Source organism: Pseudomonas sp. Pdm06 (genome assembly GCF_014851795.1).
GTDB lineage: Bacteria > Pseudomonadota > Gammaproteobacteria > Pseudomonadales > Pseudomonadaceae > Aquipseudomonas > Aquipseudomonas fluorescens_AA.
On sequence record NZ_JACVAH010000018.1, the window covers coordinates 35,426 to 52,932 of the forward strand.

Genomic DNA, 17,507 nt, shown 5'->3' on the forward strand with positions numbered 1-17,507 from the left:
ATGCCACTGGCATCATCGTCGAGCGTCTCGAAAATTAACCATCTCGAACCAAACCGAACAGACCGCATTCAGCTTTTTGGCTGTCCTTGACCTTTATCTGTCGCAACGTTCCCGTCCAAGCAGATGCGAGGACAACACCGTGGCCGATCACTATCAGCTTAACCTGGGCTCATTGCGCAGCAGCATCACCCTGACACTGCACACCCACCACGCCGCCCGTATCTGGCAAGGACGAACCGCACGTGAAGGCGTCCATTCGATCATGGGCATGGCCGGCTACATCAGTGTCACCAACCTGATGAAACACACTGCGGCCCAGGACGACCCCTATGCCGATTGGGCCATCGTGCAACTCGAAGAAAAATTGACTCAGGCCAAAGCCGGGATGCTGGAACTGACCCAACAATTGGATCGGATCAGACAGGATCTGCCGACGCAGATCGACATGAGCGATAACCTCAATATCCACCCCGTCACCTTGCCCTTGTACATCGGCAGCCAACTGGGGTTCCTCGCCGTCTACCTGCTGACTGACTACGACACGCTGGTGCGCCACACCCTGCTTGCTCATCACACCGCCTTGATTGGTCGCAGAGACATGGAAGCCTGGATAGACGACGGTGCTCATCTGCTGCGCAGCCTGTTCGGCCAGGCGCAGCGTTATCGACTTGCAGGTGTCACACGCGATGATATGGCCGCAAACAATGCCCGCGCCCTAGCGGCCATGGAGAAGTTTGGATTGCCCCCCATGGACATCCTTGAAGGCCATCGCCGCTCCCAGTTCGCGCCACCGATCACTCGTCGTGGAGCTTTGGCAGCGGATGACGCTGATGCGTTGGTGGAGGACGTGGTAGTCCCATCTGCGGCAGAGGGTGGGGCGGAGGAAGAAGCATGAGTCCCGTGACACCGGCTCAACCATTGCCCCTTGAAGCATTGACACCGGATGCCTATCGACAACTCGAACACGCTGCCTCCCTAAAAGGCCTTTTAAAGCCATTTAAGGGTAAGGGGGAACTGGAACACCTGGCGCAGATGGCGAGGGAAATCGAGGCGCAGTTATGTCACCTGATGGAGACTGTGGTGCAGCAGGCCGGACAACCTCCTTACTCACTACTGGATATTCGACTGGTACTGCAGAACACCAGTGCTGGCAGTACCTTTTTGCGTTGGCGCACCCGTGACTTCACTCGTATGGGGGTTGTGGTCTGGGAACGCCAGGTCTCCAACAAGACCTTGCCGCAAGCCATACGCGAAGGATTGCACCGTTTCGAATGCGACCGCATTGCACTGAACTTGCAGATGAGCGTGGTGCATTCGCTCTACCGCCAGGCATCGACCTGCGCGATCAAAATGGCCAGTGCCGAAAGGCTACTGCGCCAGCTCACAACCGCAGTGGGGGTATCAGGATGAGTACTTTTTTTGTCGGCGAAGGCAACATTGGCAGTACGCCAGAGTTCCAGGAATTTTCCTCAGGCAATGACGAGCCACGGCGTTTGCTACGGCTGAATGTGTACTTTGACAACCCCGTGCCACGCGAGGGTAGCTATGAAGATCGAGGCGGCTATTGGGCGCCAGTTGAGCTCTGGCACCGCGAGGCTGAACACTGGAGTACGCTGTACCAGAAAGGTATGCGTGTGTTGGTCGAAGGCCGGACAGTGCGCGATGAGTGGGAGGACGCCGAAGATAACGCCCGGGTGACCTTCAAAATCGAAGCCCGTCGAGTCGGCATCCTGCCTCATCGCGTGCAGAACGTGGTCATGCGGGAACGATCCAGTGAACAGACGACGGCTGCAAAACAGGTCGAGCAAAGTGCAGAGCGGACCAACAATCAGAGTTCGTCAGCGACCTCAAAACCCAGAAAACGTAAAGAGTAATTGGTCAATAAATGATGTAACTAGGTATGTAATTGCGCCCCTGCGCGATACAACAGTACGAGGTACCATTGCCCCATCGACATCATGCAATGGATACGCACTGTGGGACTGCTTGCCTATAGGTTGGATGGGACACCCGTTGCCTCGGTATTCCTAACGGACGAAGAATGGAAAACCGAAGCACTGAACAAATCCCGGGATCTCTTCATGCCCGAGACCAAAAGCCGAGCGGTGCTCAAGGTCTCACGGCTTGGGCATCGTTTCTTTTCCCACAAGCCAGGTGAGCGCAAACTCAGTCAAACAGGCGGCGAAAGCGATGATCATGTCATGCTTAAAATTAAAACGCTTTTTGCTGCCACAGCCGCGGGTTGGTCTGCACTTCCTGAGCAGTCAGGGGTAACAGCTTCCGGCAAATTCTATCGGGCTGACGTTCTTTGTACTCATCCGAATGGCAAGACCAAGGTGGCTGTCGAAATACAACGATCAACACAGCGTGATGTCGACTACGAGGAGCGTCAGAGAGTCTACGTGGAAGCAGGTATTCGCTGTATCTGGATCGACATTTCCAAGAAAGCGTATCGTCATCACATCAGCAAGCCAACCAAAGCACTTCCTCGATTTGAGTGCAAGCGTCAGTCTCCCGACAGTACTGGCACCTACCTCGTATCCATCGAAAAGCAAGACATCGACTTCCCTGAATTTATTCAAGGAGCACTCACGGGAAAACTCAGATTCATTGAGCACGAAGTGAATACCTCCCTTCACCACATCAGAATCCATCGAAAGCGGTGCTGGAGCTGCAAAATTCACATCTGTTTACTAGACCCGGAATTTACTGAGGATCTAGTACGGCAGATGCCGAAAATCGTCTCCACGATCCATCGCAAGACCACGCACATTCAAGATATGTGCAGGATCAAGCTGATTCACTTCAAAAAAAGAGGAGTCAAAGAGCACGTCTCGTGCTGCCCACACTGTGGTATTGCGCAATCCTATTCTGAACTGGACCACAGGTTTGAATTGGCTGATCACGTGGCGTTTCTCGCCATTGCCCGACCTACCGGTCTTTTACCCAGAAGGTTCTGGTCTTGGGAGACTCACCCGAAACTTGAAATGCTTCCGGTCCCAGGAGCCGCATTTCTTATCACAGGAGAGCCTGACGACGACTCCGCATTGCTTGAGATCCTGCGCGAAAACCTTAAAGGGTGCCATTGGTAAAATCTGTACTTATTGATGACTGCAGACCTGGCAGTTTTCCGGTTCTTGGCTTCCCGTCAAAATTAATATGGGTAACTTAGCAATCCGGTTTCCCATATCTCGCCATTGCTGTTTCCAACAACGCTGCTCCGAACTCAATCCGGAGCAGTTCTATGCGCCTCTTTCTTTGCGAGAAACCTTCCCAAGGTCGTGACATAGCCAAGGTTCTCGGAGCCAACCGGCGCAGTGATGGCTGCCTGATCGGCCCCGAAATAACCGTTACCTGGTGTGTCGGCCACCTGCTTGAGGCCGCCCCACCCGAAGCCTATGGCGAGCATCTCAAATCCTGGTCACTGGACCACCTACCGATCATTCCCAAGCAATGGCAGGTCGAGGTCAAGCCCAAGACAGCGGCACAGTTCAACGTCATCAAACGTCTGCTCAGCGAAGCTCGCACCGTTGTCATCGCCACCGATGCCGATCGAGAAGGCGAAATGATTGCCCGCGAGCTACTGGAACTCTGCAATTACCGAGGCCCCGTTCAACGCCTCTGGTTGTCGGCACTCAATGAGGCGTCGATTCGCAAGGCATTGTCCTCGCTCAAGTCTGGTCAGGAGACTTTTCCACTCTACCACTCAGCCCTCGCCCGCAGCCGGGCTGACTGGCTGATCGGCATGAACCTCAGTCGTTTGTTCACCCTTCTCGGACGGCGGGCGGGCTACGAGGGCGTATTGTCCGTTGGACGCGTACAGACACCCACATTGCGTCTGGTAGTCGATCGAGATCGTGCAATTGCCAGCTTCGTCTCCGAGCCCTACTGGGAAGTGGATGTGCACCTGTCCTCAATGGGACAACCATTCATCGCGTCGTGGTTACCACCCAGCTCAGGGAGTGACGAGGCCGGCCGTTGCCTAGAGCAGGCGCTTGCCAGTCAGACCGTCGAAGCGATCTTCAGCAGTAAAACCGCCACAGTACTCTCGCTGCAGACTGAGCATTTCCGCGAAGCGCCACCCCTACCCTTCGACCTGAGCACACTGCAAGAAGTCTGTTCACGCAAGCTGGGGCTTGGCGTTCAAGAAACCCTGAACATAGCCCAAGCCCTATATGAAACGCACAAAGCCACCAGCTATCCGCGCAGCGATTGCCGCTATTTGCCAGTGAGTATGTTTAACGAGGTACCCACAGTTTTCGATGCCCTGCTCAAAACGGATCCCGCACTACGGCCTGGGCTCCGAAGCCTCGATCAATCATTGCACTCCCGCGTTTGGAACGATGCCAAGGTCACCGCGCACCACGCCATTATCCCCACCAGCGAGCCGGCGAACCTTGCGCGGATGTCCGAACAAGAACGCCAAGTCTACGAACTGATTCGCAGCCACTACCTTGTGCAGTTTCTTCCACATCATGAGTTTGATCGGCCCCACGTAGAACTGGAGTGTGGTGAAGAACGACTGACCGCCGTTGGCAAACAGATCCTGGTTCAGGGTTGGAAAGGTTTGCTCTACGAAAACACCGAGGAGGATGAATCCCATCAAAAAGCCCAAGTTTTACCGGTCTTGCAACAGGGTACTCAGTGCGCCGTAGACCACGTCGAACTCAAGCCCATGCGCACCGCAGCTCCCAAATCGCTCACCGAGGGAGATCTGATCAAGGCCATGAAAAACGTGGCCAAGCTGGTCAACGACCCACGCCTGAAACAGAAACTTCGGGACACCACCGGTATCGGTACCGAAGCCACACGAGCCGGCATCATCAAGGGATTGATTGATCGTGGTTATTTGCTAAAGAAAAAACGCGCTTTAATAGCCTCGGCGGCGGCCCATACCCTGATCGAGTCGGTACCCGTTGCAGTCACTGATCCGGGTATGACCGCGATCTGGGAGCAGGCTCTGGACGAAATCGAAGCGGGACGTCTGAGCCTGGATGCGTTCGTCGCCAAGCAAGTGAATTGGATAGCGCAGCTGGTCGCAAGCTGCGGCTCACTTACTTTAGCCATGCCTATCGAAGCCGGTCCGGTCTGCCCCATTTGCGATGCCTCAATGCTCAGGCGTAAGGGAAAATCAGGGCCGTTCTGGTCATGCTCGCACTATCCGGACTGTAAGGGCACTGTGCCCATCAGAAAAGATACGCGTCGCCCGTGACGCGCCATTGGAGATCAATATGAGTGTTGGGGCGATGTAAGGGTCAGTGCATCATTAACGGCGGCTGATCCCTCTCCAACTCACTTAGTGGTTGTCCAATTTCACGGGCCAAGGCGAGACCTGTCGCAATCCATATCTGCCCCAGTTCGTTGAACGCTTCCAGGTGAGCAGGATCTTCATTGAGCCAATGGACAAGGCTGTCGAAATGCTCGGGATTCTCAGGGCAATCATGAATCTTGATGAACAGCTCCAGTGTTCGCTCCCAGATCCGATCCATAACATCCTTGCTCTCCTCTTCCATGCTCAACCAATCCTCAGCTTGTCCTTATCAGACCGTTCATTCTCACTGGCCATCTTGGAGTCTGACCCTGGAGGAACAGAACCCTCGTCGCATTACACAGCTATTTCAGCCAATATAGCAACCTTACAAGTCGATACACAACCTTTAAGGATGTTCATGTCAACGGGTCTTTGCTCAACCATTCGGGTTGAACTGGAGAACTCATCACTTGGCACATAAACATCCGACCCAAGCCCAAATCGGGCGCATGATCGCTAAGCACCGAACCCAGCGTAATCTGACCCAGGAAGAGGTGGCTGAACGCCTGGGTATTGGCAGTGAAGCCATCTCGCGCCTGGAGCGAGGCGTGGTGGAGCTCTCCGTGGTCAAGCTGATGCAGTTAGCAGATATTTTCGACTGCCGGATGGATGAACTGCTGACGGAGTCGAGCAATCGCCCCAATGACCAAGGCCAGATGATCGCGGGTTTGCTGCGTGGACTGAAAGAAAACGACCGTGCCTTTATCCTGGCTACTGTCGAACAACTGGCTGCTCATCTCGCCAACAAATGAGCTTATGCGCTGGTATTCGATATTCGGGCCTTTGAGGGGAGGCTCTCTGCCTTGACGTCATCTCCCCTCTCTGCTGTAGTGCCTCAGGATCATCGCCAACGGCGACCCAAGACCGATTCGCTCCGGGTAGCTCGGTCGAACTCCTTGAGTTCGGAGCCTTCTCTTCTGCGGAATTTTTCATTCCCGTTTTGTGCTCGTCCTGATCGTGGTAGCGGATGACCACTGTTGCCTCCAAGACAACAGTGGTCATCCGCTTCGGCAATCATATTCAGTCCCGGAGCCCGCCGGGGAATCACTGGGCACCCTTTGTGCGCGGATGCGTGCCAGCGTGTTCCGACCCAGGCCACGACAAGGGTCGGTTGGCGGGTCATGGCGCAGTTAAATCAAGTTTTGCGAGGAGCTTGTCGACTGCGTCAGACCACCTAAGGTGGCTTTTCTATTTCTCGCCTGGCCCCCAGCCAGGCCCACTCTTCACTTTCTTCAGTCCAGTAATTTCCACTGTATTCTGGCCATAAAAAACCGGCTTGCGGCATCTTGACGCTCCCCTATGACAGGCTTATACAAAGGGTGTGGTTCGCTGTCGTTGACAGCCCAGCCCAGGTAGCTTGAACCTTCAAGGCTACGCCACGCTTGTGGTGGTTTACCCAAGTGCGATCAGCGTTCGGAGGCTCGCACGATTGCCGCTTCAGCGGTGATGAATGCCTACTACACCAAGTCCGCAGACCGCTGCTGCGGATTCTCTTTTGCTGCACCGCCATTCCCACGGTGCATTGTTCTGTTTGTCATTGGCTTGCCGGTGGCGTGTGGTCATCGCTTGCCTTCACCTTACCCACCCTGACGGGGCTCACTTCCCCGTCAGGGGTCGTGCGTCGCCGTTTTCCCCTGAAAGGAGAACCACCATGGCCCACGCCAACCAATCCCAAGAAGCGACCTCTTACTTCAATCTGCACACCATCGGTATCGGCTACCTGAACCGTGTTCGTGAAGTACAAGTCCGCCGTGGCCAGCCGTTCATGGCCTGCGATATCGCCGCCCTGCACGGTGCCACAGATGCGGTCGAGTACACTCGCTTCGACTGCAAAGTCGCTGGAGGCGAAGCTGAACGCTTGATTCGTCTCTATATGGACGCCGTCAAAGCCGAGAAAAAGGTCTTGCTGTCGTTCCGTATCGGCGACCTGTGGATCGACCCATTTCTCTATGAGAAAGGCGATAAACAAGGCCAACCGGGCGCTAGCCTGAAAGGTCGTCTGCTGTACATCGACTGGATCAAGGTCAACGGCACATTCGAATACAAAGCGCCTGCCAGGCAGGAGGCAACAGCACCTGCTGAGCAAGCGCCAAGCAGTGAGCCATCCCCAACGTCGGCTGATGCCGAAGCTGAGGATACCGACAACCCAACAGAATCCAGGATTGAACCTGAATCTCCACTCACTCCCCGCACGGCCCGCCGTGTCGCCACACGTACTGTTCAGTCCGCCTGAACAATCCACGATGTTTACATCAAGGCGCTCAATCGAGCGCCTTTTCTTCAATCAGCACAGGGGAACCAACATGGAGTCCTTCTGGCTTTGCGACGACTGCCTGTTCGCTGCGGCTTACGAGGACTACAGCACGTTATCGCTCTACTACACGAAGGATGAGATCGAGAAACGCATCGCCAGTCTCCCTCATGGGCTGGTTCGGCTAATGCCCATCAGTGCCGACTTCGATCCCGAAACAGGCTGTGGAATAAGAACCTTCTCCCCATTGCCCTGCGACGGTTGTGACTTACACCTGCACGGACAACGCCACCGATTCACTCGGCTGTAAACAGCGCGTCATCGGGCAATGCCCGTGACTCGATATCCACCTCGGGGGACACCACTCCCCTCGAGGGTGTACCCCGGATTGTTCCCTCGGAGGTACCCCATGAGCACCCAACTTACCCTGATTGAAACCTCAGCTGTCGAGGCTGACCGTATCGCCCAGGAAAACAAGCTGATCGACGAAGCGTTGCACATTCTGGATCGTCGGCTGTTCACCCGCGGCCCCAACCTGACATCACCTGACGCCGTGGCCTCATATCTGAAACTTCATCTTGCGCAACAAGAGCATGAAGTCTTCGGTGTGATTTTTCTCGATGCCCGCCATCGCGCCCTGGCATTCGAAATCCTCTTTCACGGCAGCATCGATGGCGCCAGTGTTTACCCCCGCCAAGTCGTCAAGCGCTCCCTAGCACATAACGCAGCAGCTGCCATTGTCGTTCACAACCACCCCTCTGGTTGCACGGAACCCAGCCTGGCAGATCGCGCCTTGACCGCACGGTTGAAAGAGGCCTTGGACTTGATCGAAGTGCGCTTATTGGATCACTTCATCGTAGGCGAAGGTCGTCCTCTCTCCCTTGCCGAGCATAACTGGCTGTAACCCCCTCAATAGGCGTCTTCGGACGCCTTGTTCATTTCCTTGTGGAGAACCCTCATGAACCCCACACCCCAAGCCCCTACTCTGCTGGAGGCCTCAAATCCATTTGCTCGCGGTTACGACAACTTGCATATCGAACGACTGCTACAGATCACCTACGCAAATGACTGCCCTCCCTGCTTTCGCCCCGTGCACGACGCACAAGCGCATCTGCCCGATGATGCGTTAGAGCTGTTCCCCTGCCTGTTCAACGACGACTTCGCTCTGATCAGCGAGGGCCAGTCCATTCCAGATGAATTGAATGAACGCTTCCAGTCTACAGGGCTGGTGCGGCAAGTGATCTATGCCTTGACTGGCGAAATGCTCAACGAGCGACATCACGTCGGTGACCTGTACTCCCTGGAAGAAGCACACGCCATGGTCCATCGTTTGAGCTTCGACACAGGGCACTACAGTCGAGCCTGGGAGATCAGTACCGCACACCTGACTGACGAAGCCCTGCACCACTTGGCAAGCTGGGTTGGCAATGTCGACTCCAAGCCAACCGGACTGCTGTTTGAACCCTTTGCCCTGCCAGACTGCAATGGCGTCGGGTGCAAGCTGATCGGCACTCCCTGGACCGACGAGAACTTGGTGAAGATCGAGGGCAATCCTTACGCGTCGCTGAGGCAAGAGCAGCTTCACGCCGGTACGCCGGAGGCCTTGGTCAACGTACTGTATCTAGCGGCATTGGCGGATGTGAGGTTGTTGATTTTCGACCCCGACGCGGCCGTCTTGGATGGGCTAACCATTTTTGATGAGTAGCAATGCCTTCGGCGTTAACACGACTCGCTTTGAATCAACTTTCTCACTGAATGACTCCTTCACCTCATGTCAGGTTCTGCACTGAATCTGACATGAGGTTTGTTCCATGGAGCGTTTTTTCACGCCTGTCTGCCTGCTGGGCTTGTTGAGTGCCTGCACCGCGCACATCCCAACCCCATTACCGACTAATCCAGAGACTGACAGTGGCTCCAATCGGCCCCAGTTATCGAGAATCCCGGCCGACGAAAGCCATCCGTCAGAGCTCCGCTATGGCCGCTATACGCTGGTCAGCACCGAGCCCACCACAGAACAACGTGATCTTCTCGCTCAAATCGTTGACGTGAGCATTCCGTCCAACCTGAATCCTTCGGTACAGGAAGCAATGCACTACGTGCTGCAGCGCTCGGGTTATTCGCTCTGCCCTGCCGAAGAACCAGTGAAAATACTGTTTACCCGGGCTCTGCCCGCCGCCCATTACCGACTCGGCCCGATCTCATTACGCAACGCGCTACAAGTGCTGGCAGGCCCCGTATGGCAACTCACGACCGATGAGGTCAGCCGTTCGGTCTGCTTCGAACGGGAGAAAAATGATGCTGGCAAGGTGCGGGTCACACCAACCTCGCCCCATCAGTCGGAGGTACGCCCATGAAAGCCTCGACATTTCAAACTCTCATTGTCGGCTCCCTTTGTCTGGCGGTCTCCGGGCTTAGTGGTGGCTTGTATAACCAGTATCAACGCGTGACCGAGCTGGAAAATGCGAACGCCCAACGCTTACAGACCCTGGATACCCTGCAACGTGATTCAAGCACCCTCATGGATGCACAGGAGAAGCTGCAGTACGCACTGAAAGACCTGAAGCAGATGGTCGATACCGGTGAGCAACAGGCCAATACCCTCGATCCGATGTTGGATCAATGGGCGCAAGAGATTCAGGAGCTACGCGACGGTCTGGCAGACCGTGCCACCGAAGCCGACATGATCGCGCTAAGCGCACGACTTGAGCACGTCGAGCAGCAACTCCCGGACATCAAGACCCAGCCACCACCCCCACCACCGACGCCCTCCTCGGCCAAGCCGAAAAAAGTCGCTCGCCCCAAGCCTGTCCCGCTCTCGCCGCCATTCTCAGTGCTGGGTGTTGAATCTCGCGGTGGCGAGCGCTTTCTGGCCGTAGCTCCTCCTGATAGTCGCTCGCTCACAGATATCCGGCTGCTGCACAACGGCGAGCAGCTCGGCACATGGCAGTTGAAGGCGCTGGAGCCGAACGCGGCCGTCTTCGCGGTGAACACTCAGCCAGACCAGACCGTACAACTCCCTTGAGAAACGATCATGAACCGAGCGCTACTGTCCCCTGTCGTCTGTCTCGTTTCACTGCTTATCACGGGCGCTGCGATGGGTAACCCTGTCACGACACCGTCACGGGTCCAGGACACACAGTCCACTCCGCTGGGGCGCTCGCACTCTGAACAGGCGGCAAGCTGGGATCTCACGGAGCAAGAGTGGACACGCTTCGAACAGATCCAAGCCGGCCCGCGCGGTTTCTGGAGCCCGAATATCGATCCGCTGACTGCGCTCGGCGTCGAGGCAGAGACCGACCAAGAGCGCCAGCGCTATGCCGAATTGCAGGTAGCGCTGGAAGCCAAACGCGCCGAGCGCGAGTTGGCTTACCAAAACGCTTACACCGCGGCTTGGGCCAAGCTGTTTCCTGGGCTGTTGCCGATTCAAGGTATGGCATCCCCGCCCCCTGCCAGCTCATCGGTAGAGCCGCGCCAAGCTCTGTTTGTCGAGGACCATTGCCCAGCGTGCACCGCTGAAGCGCAGCGTCTGCAAAGCAGTGATACGGCGTTTGATATTTACATGGTGGGCAGCCAGGGCGAGGATGAACGCGTCCGTCGCTGGGCTCGGCAAGCGGACATCGATCCGGCCAAGGTTCAGCGCCAGCAGATTACCCTGAACCATGACCGAGGTCGCTGGTTCAGCCTGGGTGCTGCGGGGCCATTGCCCGCCACATTTCAACAGGTGAATGGACAATGGCAACGCCTAGACTGAGCGGACTTGCGCTCATACTGACGATGCTCGCAGCCCAGGCTGACGAACTTCCGCCGCCTGCCTATCAACTAGCGGCGCATGACGCCAGCATCCCTTCAACGGTGCTATTCGCGATTGCGCTGCAGGAGAGTGGTATCCGCATCCGTGATCAACTGCTGCCCTGGCCCTGGACCCTGAACATCGCAGGAATACCTTACCGATTCACCACCCGAGCGGCCGCCTGTCACGTCTTGCTTCAAGCACTCGCCCGGCATGACGCCAAGCGAGTTGATGTCGGCCTTGGACAAACCAACCTGGGTTACCACGGACAACGTTTCCCCAGCCCTTGCGAGGCCCTCGATCCCTACCGAAATCTCGCCGTGACTGCCGCGCTGTTGCAGGAGCATCACGCCGCTACCGGTGATTGGGTGTCAGCTGCCGGCCGATATCACCGCCCGGCAGGAGGAACGCCGGCCGCGCGTTACCGCGCCGGCTTTTCCCGCCAACTCGAACGACTGCAGGTTTCCTTCAAACAGGGCACACCACCATGAAGCGAATACCCCTTATCTGCTATTTCATCCTGCTCTTGGCTACTTTCGCCCAGCCGGAACTGACCGTAGCCGAGGATCAGCCTAGCGACTTCACCCGCCTCCATTTCCAGGTCGCCAGGCCGCCAATAAACAACGAGATCCAGCCTAATCGGGCCATGCATGCGGACCTGTCCACTTTTGCCGATGATGCCTGGATACTACCCGTCCGCAGCTCTCACTTGAGCCCCGGCCAAATCACGTCTCGCACCCTGAACATGCCGGGCTTACGGCCATTTTTCCTGGTAGGTGAGGATCCCCAGTCACTGGCTTGGTTGCATCAACGCGCGACTGAACTGCAGGAAATGGGCGCGGCCGGTCTAGCGGTTGAAGTAACCGATACCGGAGCTTTGGCCCGAATTCGAGCAGCCGCTCCGGACATCACCATCCTGCCGGTCAACGGCAACGACATCGCCACCCGCCTGCAGATTGAGCACTACCCCGTCCTGATCACCGCCACCTCATTGGAACAGTGAGTCAGGTCATGGCCGAGCATGCGATGGAGTCCAAGCTCCGGCCAGCAGTGGAACTGTACACCGTAGCGATCTGCATCGCCGCCGGGGTGTTGTGCGTGTACTCGCCCTGGGCTGTGGCCCTCTCACCCGAGATCGGACTGGCTGCGGCGCTGGCCTATACCCTGTTCGGCCTTATCCGCCTGCGACAAGCCTGGGAGGTGCTGCGCTATCGGCGCAATATCCGCCGGCTGCCCCGCTACGAACTGACCAGCAAGCAGATTCCGGTCAGCCGTACGCGTTTGTTTATGGGTCGCGGCTTTCGCTGGACCCGCCTGCACACCCAGCGCTTGGTCGAGGCCCAGGATCCGGCGGTCGCCCACTATGTCGATCAACCGACCAGCTATCGCCTGGCCCGTGAACTCGAACGACGCCTGGAACATGCACCGTTTCCGCTCTCGACATTGGCCCAAGTCACGGCTTGGAACAGTGCCTTCAATCCGTTGCGCCCTTTGCCCCCGGTAGGTGGCTCGTCGCTGTTGCATGGGGTCGAGCCCAATGAAACGGAAGTTAGTCTGCCGTTGGGCGAACGGGTCGGACACACCTTGGTGCTCGGCACGACCCGTGTTGGCAAGACGCGACTCGCCGAGGTGTACATCACCCAGGACATTCACCGCGTCGAACATGAGGTGGTCATCGTTTTCGATCCGAAGGGTGATGCCGACCTACTCAAACGCATGTACGTCGAAGCCAAACGCGCCGGTCGGGAAAAGGAATTCTATGTTTTCCATCTAGGCTGGCCAGAGATCTCCGCGCGTTACAACGCCGTTGGGCGTTTCGGACGCATTTCGGAAGTGGCATCACGTATTGCTGGGCAACTCAGTGGTGAAGGCAACTCCGCAGCCTTTCGTGAGTTCGCCTGGCGTTTCGTCAATATCATCGCCCGCGCCTTGATCGAGTTGGGTCGGCGTCCGGACTACCTGCAGATCCAGCGACATGTCGTCAACATCGACGCGCTGTTCATCGAATACGCCCAGCAGTTTTTCGCCAAGACCGACCCGAAGGCGTGGGAAGTGATCGTCCAGCTCGAAAGCAAGCTCACCGAGAAGAACATTCCCCGGCATATGGTGGGACGCGAAAAGCGCGTGGTGGCCATCGAGCAGTACCTGGCGGCCAAACGGGTATTTGATCCGGTAATGGACGGACTGCGTTCGGCAGTGCGCTACGACCGTACTTACTTCGACAAGATCGTTGCCTCGCTACTGCCGCTGCTGGAGAAACTCACCTCCGGCAAGACCGCCCAACTACTCGCGCCCAACTACACCGACCTGGATGACCCGCGGCCGATCTTCGACTGGATGCAGATCATCCGAAAACGCGGCATCGTCTACGTCGGTCTGGATGCGCTGACCGATGCTGAGGTCGCTGCTGCCGTGGGCAACTCCATGTTCGCTGATTTAGTCTCGGTCGCCGGACACATCTACAAACACGGCATTGACCATGGCCTGCCCCAATCGGGCAACAACAGCAGCGCCAAGCTACCCATCAACCTGCACGCTGACGAGTTCAACGAGTTGATGGGCGATGAGTTCATCCCACTGATCAATAAGGGTGGCGGTGCCGGCATCCAGGTGACGGCCTACACCCAGACCCTCAGCGATATCGAAGCGCGCATAGGTAACCGCGCCAAGGCCGGCCAAGTCATTGGTAATTTCAACACCCTGCAAATGCTCCGCGTGCGCGAAACCGCCACCGCTGAACTGCTCACCCAGCAGTTGCCCAAGGTTAACGTGCTGACCAAAACCCTCGTGTCGGGCGCCACCGACACCTCCGATCCTGAGACCAATACGGACTTCACCTCGTCCTCACAGGACCGTGTCAGCAGCGCCAGCGTGCCGTTGATCGAACCCGCGCATATCGTCAGCTTGCCCAAGGGGCAGATGTTCTCCTTCCAGGCCGGTGGGCAGCTCTGGAAAGTCCGTGTGCCTTTGCCTAAGCCCTCAAACGACGATGCCATGCCCAAGGATCTGCAGGAGCTTACCCAGCGGATGCGAGCCACTTACAACGAACAGGTGGGCCAATGGTGGAGTGCGAGCGGTGGTGGCCCAACAACCAACTTCGATCTGGATTAGGTGGGGTAGCCAGCCCCGCTCCAAGTTTTGATTCATCGGAAAACAATCCAGAAGACATCGTTACGACATTGGCTTGCAACGCATGGAGTGAACGATGACGACTTCCGCACCTAACACGCCGCCACAACCGATCCAGCACCCAGGATTAATCGTCTCGGGGATTGGCTTGGTTCTACGCATCATCGGTTTGCTGATCACCTCGTTGCTGTTCTCGATCCTCATCGAGTTTGCCGGTCTACTGTTGTTCTGGAGCGACCAAGGTTGGCGACACAGCCAAGACATGTTGAATAGCGAACTGGGATGGCTCAGCGAGCACTTCAAAGCTTCACTCATCCTCCAACACCCCGGGCAAATGATTATCCGGGCGCTGGATTTGCTCAATCAGTGGTTGTTGGTGAAGACTGGCTTTGCTGGTTTTGCCCAGCAAGCGCGTGTGTCGAGCAATGACAACAGTTTCTGGGGCTGGATCAATTCTCTCTACGTGAGCATCGAGGATTTTGTGCTGGCAGCGGTGTATGTCAGCTTCACCTTCGTAGTGCGCCTGACCATTCTAGTTTTGTCGACACCCTTGTTTCTACTGGCCGCGCTAACCGGTTTTGTCGATGGTTTGATGCGCCGCGACCTACGGAAATTTGGAGCAGGACGAGAGAGCAGTTTTGTCTATCACCGCGCTAAACGAGCAGTGATACCCCTGGTGATTGTACCCTGGGTCCTCTACCTATCTCTGCCCTTTTCGCTCAACCCGATTACTATTCTTTTGCCTTGCGCAGTGCTACTTGGAGTGACGGTAGCAATCACAGCGGCGACGTTCAAAAAATATCTCTAAATGCTTAGTTAGGCTGTTTCCCTCAAAATGCGATACAAGGCAGCACGTGCCGCATTACTCAAAAGTCAGCCCCCAAAACCTTGGCCTAAGGAGCATCAAGAGGGGCTGCCACCTTGAGCAATACGTTGCTTGCTTAGGCTAGAGCTAAACGATCTTTTTGAGATACCCGCCGGTGAGTCGCCGATGGCCATATCAGTAGAATGTACTTCGATGAGCGACTTCACGAACTCTCGGAGAACTCGATGATCTAGATGGTTTGAGTTCACGGCTGCGGCAGCTTGAACTACTTGTCGGGAGGTAACGGTGTCGATGCGCTTCATTTGCCCCATGGCCACATATGGATTGGCAGTGTGCTCGGAAAGGTATCCGAGGTCTCGACCACTCAAAATAAGAGCCAATTGTGCATCTCCGCCAAGCCCCACATCAATTACTTTTTCGCCGCGACCTGTACGTAACACTTCCAAGTTACCTCGACTGCAGTATGGGTATTTGGCTATCAGCTGTTCGTCAAAGTCCCTACCCACCACCTCAAATGCAGGATGGCCCTTAGCGCAGTATAAATTCAACACTTCATCAAACAACTCGGTATAGTTGAGATTGTCTACCCGATGATTAGGCAATCCGATCCCCACTCCTAGGAAACCCTCACTGAGCTTGGTGATCATCTGATTGCCGAGCATGAGTTCAACCTTGAGTTTCACTAGCGGGAATTTGGAGGTAAAGTTTTGTATGGCCAACGGGATTTTGGAGCGTGGGTTATTTATTATGCCATCCTGAATTATAATATTTAACTCTCCAGCAACAGCCTCCCCAATATCAAAAACCTTATCTTTAAAGCGGTCTATGCTTTCAAATAAAACTTGTGCCGCTTGATAAACCTGGCGCCCCTCCTCATAGAGAACGAAGCCTTTTGGCCCACGTTGACATAAGGTTAATCCAAGTCTAACTTCAAGTGACTTGAGATACTCACTAAGGCTAGACTGGGAAATGTTGAGCTTAGCCTGCGCAGCAGTGAAACTGTTCTCTTCGACTATGGTGCAAAAATATCGAAGAAGTTTAAGATCAACTTCATGCAATTGAGCGAGCCTAGCCATCGTAAACCACCTACTGCAACCATTTTCGGATACAAGTGATAGGCAAAATCCACGCCACAGTGCATTAGCCATTCATTAGCCAGAAATAACGAAGCCCCTGCACCATAGGGGTGCAAGGGCTTGGAAGGTCGCCAGCTGATGGTGCTGCGAACCTATTTTTTGCGCTTATTGCGCAGGATGTCACCAATAACGGTTGCAGTCAGTCGCGCGGCAGTGTTAGCTGCAATACCGGATGGGTCGCGCTCTTCAACATACTCTACAACCGCGAAGCTGACGATGTTGGCCTTTTCCGCCACTCCTCGGAATAGTTTCATTGCCTGCCAATAGGTGAGTCCACCTGGCGTAGGAACCCAGACGGAAGGCATTACGGAAGGATCAAGACCATCTAGGTCGAAGTTAACATGAACGTTCGCACCTTCAGGGATAGCGTCCAGAATAGGCTGGATCCCATCGTCGTGAACCATCTCACCGGTGAAAATCTTAGCCCCCCATTTGCGAGCGTCCTCAATCTCTTGAGGTCCGGCTGAGCTAGGCCCGCGAGTTCCTACCTGAACGATGTTCTTAACGTAAGGAAACTCAGATGCCCGGCGCATACCGCTAGACAGTCCCCAGCGCTCGCCGCCGTTTTCTTCACGCCAATCCATGTGAGCATCGATCTGAAGCACGGTGACTTCTTCTAACTGACTCAGCCCCATTAGCATTGCGGTGGGAACTGAGTCCTCTCCTCCCAGGCCAATGGCGACCGCCCCTTGGGCTATAACCTTCTCTACAGTCGTTTTGATTACCTCGCGGTTCCTTTCAGCCTCGTAGAAGCTCACCGGTAGATCTCCGATATCAATAACGCGATCCTGCTGGTTATCGAGCATCGGGGTGCCAACATCCCAGTCAATGCGATCATGCATTTTTGCCCATTGTGCGGTCGCTCGGCGCAGTGCCAGAGGGCCAGCCAAGTTGGACAAACCGTACTGCTCAACGAACAGGTAAGGGGTCGCACAAGGAATACCCATTACAACTACATCGGCATCAATTGCGTCGAGGTCACTAACTGCTTTTACACCTAAAAAAGTCAACGGGGACGGTATGCACTTAATGTTGCTCATATATTCACCTGCTTTTATAGAATT

20 protein-coding genes are annotated in these 17,507 nt (G+C 55.7%); 17 read left to right on the forward strand and 3 right to left on the reverse strand.

The genetic code is table 11. The features are described 5' to 3' along the window. The first annotated feature begins 139 nt into the window (after positions 1-139). From IB266_RS25145 to IB266_RS25165, 5 genes are all read left to right on the forward strand, one after another. Complete coding sequence (locus IB266_RS25145) at positions 140-895, forward strand: PFL_4669 family integrating conjugative element protein (RefSeq protein ID WP_060738050.1); 756 nt, start codon at positions 140-142, stop codon at positions 893-895. Then, a complete protein-coding gene (locus IB266_RS25150; protein ID WP_060738051.1) occupies positions 892-1,410 on the forward strand; it encodes a DUF3158 family protein in 519 nt (172 codons plus the stop codon). Before IB266_RS25145 ends, IB266_RS25150 begins: the two co-directional genes overlap by 4 nt. Then, on the forward strand, positions 1,407-1,874 hold the full coding sequence (locus tag IB266_RS25155) for a single-stranded DNA-binding protein (protein ID WP_081015298.1): 468 nt from the start codon (positions 1,407-1,409) through the stop codon (positions 1,872-1,874). The genes IB266_RS25150 and IB266_RS25155 overlap by 4 nt, the downstream gene beginning before the upstream one ends. 207 nt (positions 1,875-2,081) lie before the next feature. Next, positions 2,082-3,092: a hypothetical protein gene (locus IB266_RS25160; protein WP_146042600.1), complete on the forward strand. Its 1,011-nt coding sequence runs from the start codon at positions 2,082-2,084 to the stop codon at positions 3,090-3,092. 152 nt (positions 3,093-3,244) lie between these two features. Beyond that, a complete protein-coding gene (locus tag IB266_RS25165; RefSeq protein WP_192263108.1) occupies positions 3,245-5,212 on the forward strand; it encodes a DNA topoisomerase III in 1,968 nt (655 codons plus the stop codon). A gap of 43 nt (positions 5,213-5,255) precedes the next feature. Here IB266_RS25165 and IB266_RS25170 read toward each other — a convergent pair whose 3' ends face one another. Continuing rightward, the gene (locus tag IB266_RS25170) at positions 5,256-5,513 is read right to left on the reverse strand and encodes a hypothetical protein (protein WP_060738055.1); all 258 of its coding nucleotides are present in this window, start codon (positions 5,511-5,513) and stop codon (positions 5,256-5,258) included. Between the two features lie 208 nt (positions 5,514-5,721). On the opposite strand from IB266_RS25170, the gene IB266_RS25175 reads away from it, so the two are divergent. From IB266_RS25175 to IB266_RS25225, 12 genes are all read left to right on the forward strand, one after another. Beyond that, the gene (locus IB266_RS25175) at positions 5,722-6,063 is read left to right on the forward strand and encodes a helix-turn-helix domain-containing protein (protein ID WP_060738056.1); all 342 of its coding nucleotides are present in this window, start codon (positions 5,722-5,724) and stop codon (positions 6,061-6,063) included. 899 nt (positions 6,064-6,962) lie between these two features. Further along, on the forward strand, positions 6,963-7,544 hold the full coding sequence (locus IB266_RS25180) for an STY4534 family ICE replication protein (RefSeq protein ID WP_060738057.1): 582 nt from the start codon (positions 6,963-6,965) through the stop codon (positions 7,542-7,544). A 70-nt stretch (positions 7,545-7,614) separates the two neighbouring features. Beyond that, positions 7,615-7,872, forward strand: coding sequence for a hypothetical protein (locus IB266_RS30800; RefSeq protein ID WP_060743037.1), 258 nt, complete (start codon positions 7,615-7,617; stop codon positions 7,870-7,872). Between the two features lie 99 nt (positions 7,873-7,971). Then, positions 7,972-8,466, forward strand: coding sequence for a RadC family protein (gene radC / locus IB266_RS25185; RefSeq protein ID WP_192263110.1), 495 nt, complete (start codon positions 7,972-7,974; stop codon positions 8,464-8,466). Between the two features lie 54 nt (positions 8,467-8,520). Further along, positions 8,521-9,267, forward strand: a complete 747-nt coding sequence (locus IB266_RS25190) for an ABC transporter substrate-binding protein (RefSeq protein ID WP_192263112.1) — start codon at positions 8,521-8,523, stop codon at positions 9,265-9,267. 106 nt (positions 9,268-9,373) lie between these two features. Beyond that, on the forward strand, positions 9,374-9,916 hold the full coding sequence (locus tag IB266_RS25195) for a PilL N-terminal domain-containing protein (RefSeq protein WP_192263114.1): 543 nt from the start codon (positions 9,374-9,376) through the stop codon (positions 9,914-9,916). After that, entirely contained in the window at positions 9,913-10,584 is a 672-nt protein-coding gene (locus tag IB266_RS25200; protein ID WP_192263116.1) for a chemotaxis protein, read from the forward strand. The genes IB266_RS25195 and IB266_RS25200 overlap by 4 nt, the downstream gene beginning before the upstream one ends. Positions 10,585-10,593: 9 nt before the next feature. Beyond that, positions 10,594-11,313: a TIGR03759 family integrating conjugative element protein gene (locus IB266_RS25205; protein ID WP_192263118.1), complete on the forward strand. Its 720-nt coding sequence runs from the start codon at positions 10,594-10,596 to the stop codon at positions 11,311-11,313. Then, positions 11,295-11,843: a lytic transglycosylase gene (locus tag IB266_RS25210; protein WP_192263120.1), complete on the forward strand. Its 549-nt coding sequence runs from the start codon at positions 11,295-11,297 to the stop codon at positions 11,841-11,843. The genes IB266_RS25205 and IB266_RS25210 overlap by 19 nt, the downstream gene beginning before the upstream one ends. After that, a complete protein-coding gene (locus IB266_RS25215) occupies positions 11,840-12,355 on the forward strand; it encodes an integrating conjugative element protein (protein ID WP_192263122.1) in 516 nt (171 codons plus the stop codon). The genes IB266_RS25210 and IB266_RS25215 overlap by 4 nt, the downstream gene beginning before the upstream one ends. A gap of 8 nt (positions 12,356-12,363) precedes the next feature. Then, positions 12,364-14,463: a type IV conjugative transfer system coupling protein TraD gene (gene traD, locus IB266_RS25220; RefSeq protein ID WP_192263124.1), complete on the forward strand. Its 2,100-nt coding sequence runs from the start codon at positions 12,364-12,366 to the stop codon at positions 14,461-14,463. Between the two features lie 94 nt (positions 14,464-14,557). After that, positions 14,558-15,289 (forward strand): TIGR03747 family integrating conjugative element membrane protein, encoded by a 732-nt coding sequence (locus IB266_RS25225; RefSeq protein WP_192263126.1) that lies wholly within the window; start codon positions 14,558-14,560, stop codon positions 15,287-15,289. A 95-nt stretch (positions 15,290-15,384) separates the two neighbouring features. Here the strand turns inward: IB266_RS25225 and IB266_RS25230 are convergent, their stop codons facing one another. Together IB266_RS25230 and IB266_RS25235 are read right to left on the reverse strand one after the other, a co-directional pair. Beyond that, on the reverse strand, positions 15,385-16,383 hold the full coding sequence (locus IB266_RS25230) for a LysR family transcriptional regulator (RefSeq protein WP_192263128.1): 999 nt from the start codon (positions 16,381-16,383) through the stop codon (positions 15,385-15,387). A gap of 152 nt (positions 16,384-16,535) precedes the next feature. Continuing rightward, complete coding sequence (locus tag IB266_RS25235) at positions 16,536-17,483, reverse strand: arginase family protein (RefSeq protein WP_225613649.1); 948 nt, start codon at positions 17,481-17,483, stop codon at positions 16,536-16,538. Between the last annotated feature and the right edge of the window lie 24 nt (positions 17,484-17,507).